General features: G+C 64.3%; 2 protein-coding genes. Both read left to right on the top strand.

Going from position 1 to position 3,011, the window contains the following annotated elements:
- Positions 1–1,571, top strand: a 1,571-nt coding sequence (locus tag ACFMPD_RS17380) for a Re/Si-specific NAD(P)(+) transhydrogenase subunit alpha (RefSeq protein WP_380997262.1), incomplete at its 5' end; no start/stop codon positions are given.
- A 12-nt stretch (positions 1,572–1,583) separates the two neighbouring features.
- Positions 1,584–3,011, top strand: a 1,428-nt coding sequence (locus tag ACFMPD_RS17385) for an NAD(P)(+) transhydrogenase (Re/Si-specific) subunit beta (protein ID WP_380997265.1), incomplete at its 3' end; no start/stop codon positions are given.

Genomic DNA, 3,011 nt, shown 5'->3' on the forward strand with positions numbered 1-3,011 from the left:
TGAAGATCGGAACGCCGAGGGAATTGTATGATGGCGAGTGTCGGGTTGGGATGACGCCTGAGAGTGCTTTGGCTTTGCAGAAGCTGGGGCATGACTGTGTGATCGAGGCCGGGGCCGGGTCGGCTGCGGGGTTTTCGGATGCGGCCTATGCGGCGGCGGGGGTCGAGGTGGTCAAGACCGGGGCGGCCTTGTTCAAGGCGGCGGACGTGGTGGCCAAGGTGCGTCCGCCGACCGAGACCGAGGTCAAGCGGTTGCGGCCGGGGCAGACGCTGATCTCGTTCTTTTATCCGGGGTCCAACGCCGAATTGATGGCCAAGGCGGCCGAGCGCGGCGCCACGGTGATCGCCATGGACATGGTGCCGCGGATTTCCCGGGCCCAGAAGATGGACGCGCTGAGCTCGATGGCCAATATCGCCGGCTATCGCGCGGTGATCGAGGCGGGCAATAATTTCGGCCGGTTCTTCACCGGTCAGATCACGGCGGCGGGCAAGGTGCCGCCGGCCAAGGTTCTGGTTGTGGGGGCCGGGGTTGCCGGCCTGGCGGCGATCGGGACGTCGACGTCGCTGGGGGCGATCACCTATGCCTTTGACGTGCGCCCCGAAGTGGCCGAACAGGTCGAATCGATGGGGGCCGAGTTCGTCTTTCTCGATTTCGAGGAAGAACAGCAGGACGGTGCGGCCACGGGCGGATACGCGTCGGTCTCCAGCCCGGAATTCGCCGCGGCCCAGCTGGCCAAGTTCCGCGAACTGGCGCCCGAGATGGACATCGTCATCACCACGGCGCTGATCCCGAACCGCGAAGCGCCCGAGCTGTGGACCGAGGACATGGTCGCGGCGATGAAGCCGGGCAGCGTCATCGTCGACCTGGCCGCCGAAAAGGGCGGCAATTGCAAGCTGACCGTGATGGACGAAAAGATCGTGACCGAGAACGGCGTCACGATCATCGGCTATACCGATTTCCCGTCGCGGATGGCGGCGCAGAGTTCGACGCTCTATGCCACCAATATCCGCCACATGATGACCGATCTGACGCCGCAAAAGGACGGGGTGATCAATCACGACATGGAGGACGACGTGATCCGCGGCGCCACCATCGCGCATGACAAAGAGGTCACCTTTCCGCCGCCGCCGCCCAAGATCCAGGCGATCGCGGCCAAGCCCAAGGACAAGCCCAAGGAGTTGACGCCCGAGGAGAAACGCGCCGCCGAGGTGGCCGCCTTCAAGGCGCAGACCAAGCAGCAGGTCACCCTGCTGGCGGCGGGCGGTCTGCTGATGCTGCTGGTGGGGCTGGTAGCCCCGGCCAGTTTCATGCAGCATTTCATCGTCTTCGTGCTGGCGGTTTTCGTCGGGTTCCAGGTGATCTGGAACGTGTCCCACAGCCTGCACACGCCGCTGATGGCGGTGACCAACGCGATCAGCTCGATCATCATCCTGGGGGCTTTGATGCAGATCGGATCCGGGTCTTTCCTGGTGATCCTGCTGGCGGCCCTCAGCGTTTTCATGGCCGGGATCAACATCTTCGGCGGTTTTCTCGTCACCCGGCGCATGCTTGCCATGTTCCAGAAATCGTAAAGGAGGCGCGCCATGGAATTCGGATTCACGACGGCGGCCTATGTGGTCGCGGCGGTTCTCTTCATCCTGTCCCTGGGCGGCCTGTCGGGCCAGGAAAGCGCCAAGCGCGCGGTCTGGTACGGCATTGCCGGCATGGCGCTGGCGGTCCTCGCCACGCTGATCGGCCCGGGCTCGGGCCTGTGGTTGCTGTCGATCCTGCTGATCGCCGGCGGCGGGATCATCGGCTATTTCGTCGCCAAGCGGGTGCAGATGACCGAGATGCCGCAGCTGGTGGCGGCGATGCATTCGCTGGTCGGTCTGGCCGCCGTCTTTGTGGGTTTCAACGCCCATTTCGAGATGGGCCGCGTGCTGGCCATGGGCGAGGAGCAACGCCACGCGCTGGAAGGTTTTGCCGCCGTTCTGGCGCATAAAAGCGGCGCGGAACTGTCGATCCTGAAGGTCGAGCTGTTCCTCGGCATCTTCATCGGGGCGATCACCTTCACCGGTTCGGTCATCGCCTTTGGCAAGCTGGCGGGCAAGGTGACCAGCAGTGCCACCAAACTGCCCGGCGGCCATATGCTGAACGCCGGGGCGGCGGGTCTGTCGCTGATCTGCCTGTTCTGGTATTTCGCCACCGGCGGCTTCTTTCCGCTCTTCCTGATGACCCTGGCGGCCCTGTTCATCGGCTATCACCTGATCATGGGCATCGGCGGGGCGGACATGCCGGTGGTGGTGTCGATGCTCAACAGCTATTCCGGCTGGGCGGCGGCGGCGATCGGCTTTAGCCTGGGCAACGATCTGTTGATCGTGGTCGGCGCGCTGGTCGGGTCCTCGGGCGCGATCCTCAGCTATATCATGTGCAAGGCGATGAACCGCCAGTTCGTCAGCGTCATCCTGGGCGGGTTCGGCGGCCCGGCCGGCGAACAGATGGCGGTCGAGGGCGAACAGGTGGCGATCGAGGCCGACGGTGTGGCCAGCGCCCTGAACGAGGCCGACAGCATCGTCATCATCCCCGGCTACGGCATGGCGGTGGCGCAGGCGCAACAGGCGGTCAGCGAACTGACCCGCAAGCTGCGCGCCGCCGGCAAGAACGTGCGCTTTGCCATCCACCCGGTGGCCGGCCGCCTGCCCGGGCACATGAACGTGCTGCTGGCCGAGGCCAAGGTGCCCTATGACATCGTGCTGGAAATGGACGAGATCAACGACGATTTCCCGGATACCGACGTCGCCATCGTCATCGGCTCCAACGACATCGTCAACCCGGCCGCCCAGGACGACCCCAACAGCCCGATCGCCGGCATGCCGGTGCTGGAATGCTGGAAAGCCAAACAGGTCTTCGTCAGCAAACGCGGCCAGGGCACCGGATACTCGGGCATCGAAAACCCCCTCTTCTTCAAGGAAAACACCCGCATGTTCTACGGCGACGCCAAAACCAGCCTAGACAAACTCATACCCATGATC

The organism is Sedimentitalea sediminis, from assembly GCF_042687825.1.
Lineage (GTDB): Bacteria > Pseudomonadota > Alphaproteobacteria > Rhodobacterales > Rhodobacteraceae > Sedimentitalea.